Annotated in this window: 4 protein-coding genes; 1 reads left to right on the top strand and 3 read right to left on the bottom strand. The window is 43.5% G+C overall.

Annotation, left to right across the window (positions count from 1 at the left end; all coding sequences use genetic code 11):
- The coding region (locus ACR2F3_RS12470; protein ID WP_432710304.1) for a hypothetical protein at positions 1–187 on the top strand (187 nt) is incomplete at its 5' end.
- On the opposite strand, the gene ACR2F3_RS12465 is transcribed toward ACR2F3_RS12470, so the two are convergent.
- The 3 genes from ACR2F3_RS12465 to ACR2F3_RS12455 form a co-directional block, all read right to left on the bottom strand.
- Positions 180–767, bottom strand: coding sequence for a TIGR00730 family Rossman fold protein (locus ACR2F3_RS12465; protein WP_432710303.1), 588 nt, complete (start codon positions 765–767; stop codon positions 180–182). The two genes, ACR2F3_RS12470 and ACR2F3_RS12465, sit on opposite strands and share 8 nt — an antisense overlap.
- Before the next feature lie 20 nt (positions 768–787).
- Positions 788–2257, bottom strand: coding sequence for an IMP dehydrogenase (gene guaB / locus ACR2F3_RS12460; protein ID WP_432710302.1), 1470 nt, complete (start codon positions 2255–2257; stop codon positions 788–790).
- 138 nt (positions 2258–2395) lie between these two features.
- Positions 2396–3222 (bottom strand): Fic family protein (locus tag ACR2F3_RS12455; RefSeq protein ID WP_432710301.1); only part of this gene is annotated, 827 nt, incomplete at its 5' end.

Below are 3222 nucleotides of genomic sequence, written 5' to 3'. Positions count from 1 at the left end.
AGGATGGTTTACTGTAATCGCGATTTCGTTAAATTATGTGCAGAACACCTTTGCAGGAGATGTGGTATTGAACAGCAAAGATTTTTGCCCCGCAATGATTGTCCAGGCGGGCTTTATTATTAATATTGACCAGGCAGGGCCCTTTAAATTAGAAGCTAAGACATACAGATGGGCACTAACTAAGTAAGGTTACGGTCTTTAAACCAGACTTCATCGGGAGTAGCCGAAAAACTACTCATTTTTTCGATAAGCACCTTAGGGATGGCTTCGTTAAAGACAAGGTCCTTATTGTTTTGTTTTAAAAAACGATGTTGTACCATCACTTCCATCTGCAGGAACAGGTGATCGTAATAACCGCCTACGTTGAGTACGCCAATGGGTTTACCATGTAAACCTAATTGTAACCACGTTAACACCTCGAAAAACTCCTCAAGGGTACCAAAGCCGCCTGGCAGCACCACAAAGCCATCAGAAAGATCGGCCATACGCTGTTTCCGCTCGTGCATGTTACTGGTGATCACCATTTCGGTGATGCCCTTATGGCCCACTTCCTTGTCCATCAAAAACTGAGGGATAACGCCAATTACCTTGCCACCGTGTTTTAACACCTCGTCGGCTAATACACCCATCACCCCTACACTGCCACCGCCGTATACCAAAGTGATGTGCTGTTTAACCATGGTAAAAGCAAGATCCTCTATTGCCTGAAGCAGCAGAGGATCTCCATTAAAATTTGCACCGCAATACACGCAAAGCGATTTGATCATTGATCTATTTTTAAAAATAATTAACGAGAGTAGTTTGGCGCTTCTTTAGTGATAGAAATATCGTGCGGGTGACTTTCTCTCATCCCTGCAGCGGTAATTCTCACAAATTTTGCTTGCTGTAAATCATCAATGGTTGCTGCACCACAGTAGTGCATTCCAGCCCTTAAACCTCCAACGTATTGGTAAATGACTTCGGCTAAAGTACCTTTATAAGCTACACGACCAACAATACCTTCTGGAACCAGTTTGGTTACCACATCTTCCTCATCCTGAAAATAACGGTCTTTTGAACCTTGCTGCATGGCTTCAACAGAACCCATACCACGGTAAGATTTGAATTTACGACCTTCATAAATGATTGTTTCACCTGGCGACTCTTCAACACCAGCAAATAATGAACCTGCCATGATGCTACTTGCACCCGCAGCGATTGCTTTTACAATATCGCCTGTTTGTTTGATTCCACCATCGGCGATAACAGGGATCCCGGTACCGATTAACGCCTGTGCACATTCATATACGGCATATAATTGTGGTACACCTACACCAGCAATAATTCTGGTGGTACAAATGGAACCTGGACCGATACCCACTTTAACAGCATCAGCACCAGCAGCAGCCAAAGCTCTTGCGGCATCGGCAGTTGCAATGTTACCAGCGATAACCTGTAAATCAGGGAAACGTTGTTTAATGGCAATCACCATGTCGATTACGCCTTTGGAATGTCCATGGGCGGTATCAACCGTTACCACGTCAACACCAGCAGCTACCAAAGCAGCTACCCGGTCAATGTTATCTGCTGCAACGCCAACCGCAGCACCTACGCGTAAACGGCCTCTTTCGTCTTTACAGGCTTTAGGATAGTTTTTATATTTTTGTATGTCTTTAAACGTAATTAAACCGGCTAAACGACCATCCTGATCAATAATTGGAAGTTTTTCGATTTTATAGTTCTGCAAAATTTCTTCTGCCTGTAATAAAGTTGTTCCTTCTGGAGCAGTGATCAGGTTTTCACGTGTCATGACATCACCAATCTTCAAGGACATGTTTTTCTGGAAACGTAAATCGCGGTTGGTGATGATGCCGACTAATTTATTATCTGCATCAATAACAGGGATACCCCCTATTTTATATGTTTGAGTAATTTTATAAGCATCAGCTACGGTTGCATCTTTCAACAAGGTAATTGGATCCTGGATCATACCACTTTCGGAGCGTTTAACTTTCCTTACCTCTTCTGCCTGACGCTCAATGCTCATGTTTTTGTGCAGCATGCCTATACCACCAGCCTGTGCAATGGCAATGGCCAGGTTTGCTTCGGTAACGGTATCCATGGCAGCAGATACTACAGGAACATTTAAACGGATTTTCTTGGTAAGGTAGGTTCCGGTATCCACATCGCGTGGCAGAACTTCAGAATATGCAGGTACTAATAATACGTCATCGTATGTTAGTCCTTCGGCTATAAATTTGTTGGGATCGAGTTGCATAGCAAATAATTTAGGAGTTACTATTTGCCGGGCAAAAATACGTTTTTTAAGCGAAAACTGCAATAGAGGTTTAGTAATTGGGATTTTTTTATTAAAGATTACATAGGCATGGGAATTATAAGGAAAGAGACCACTTCATTAATAGCTATACAAACCTAACTGGTATCGGGTGCTCCTACCTCCGCCCTCGCCAAAGGGAATTATTGCCCCCATAGCCAACAAATCCTGAAGATCCCTTGTTGCGGTCGCTTTAGACACCTTGGTCATCGCACCATATTTACTGGCATTAATGCCACCTTCAAAACCTTTCGGTCCTTCTTCAAGTACCCTTTTAATTACTTTTAGCTGCCGTTCAGAGAACTGCTCCCTATAGCGATCAAAAAACATCGTTTTTTTTAGCACAAAATCGACCTGGTCTTCGGTATCCTGTTGTGCCGCTATAATCACGCTAAGAAAATATTTTAGCCATGCTGTAATCTCCATTGATTGTTGGGCAGCTTCCAATGCAGTATAATAATTTCTTCGGTTCGCCTCAATAATTTTAGATAAACTCAGCAATACAGGTCGCCCGACGCCTTGCGACAACGCTTTCTCTGCAATGGCCCGACCTATTCTGCCATTCCCATCTTCAAAAGGATGTATGGATTCAAAGTATAAGTGGGCTATCGCTGCCCTAACAGGCGCTTGTTTGATTTCAGAGACACCTCCTGGTCCACTTTCATTAAACCAGGCGATAAAGCCATCCATTTCCTGGGGTACCTTTGCTGATGGCGGTGCTTCAAAATGCACCTTTTCTTTACCCAGCGCACCAGAAATAACCTGCATGGGTTCGGGATGGTCACGCCAGACACCAACCTTCATATTTGGCTCGCTGCTAAGCAACAGCGTGTGCCAGGCAAATAAATGATTCCTGGTTAATTTCTGTTCATAGGTTTTGCGTAAGTCGACCATAAGATCTGCAATCC

The sequence above is a fragment of the Pedobacter sp. genome (genome assembly GCF_045627485.1).
In the GTDB taxonomy this organism is placed as follows: domain Bacteria; phylum Bacteroidota; class Bacteroidia; order Sphingobacteriales; family Sphingobacteriaceae; genus Pedobacter.
This window is presented reverse-complemented; position numbering and strand designations above follow the sequence as displayed.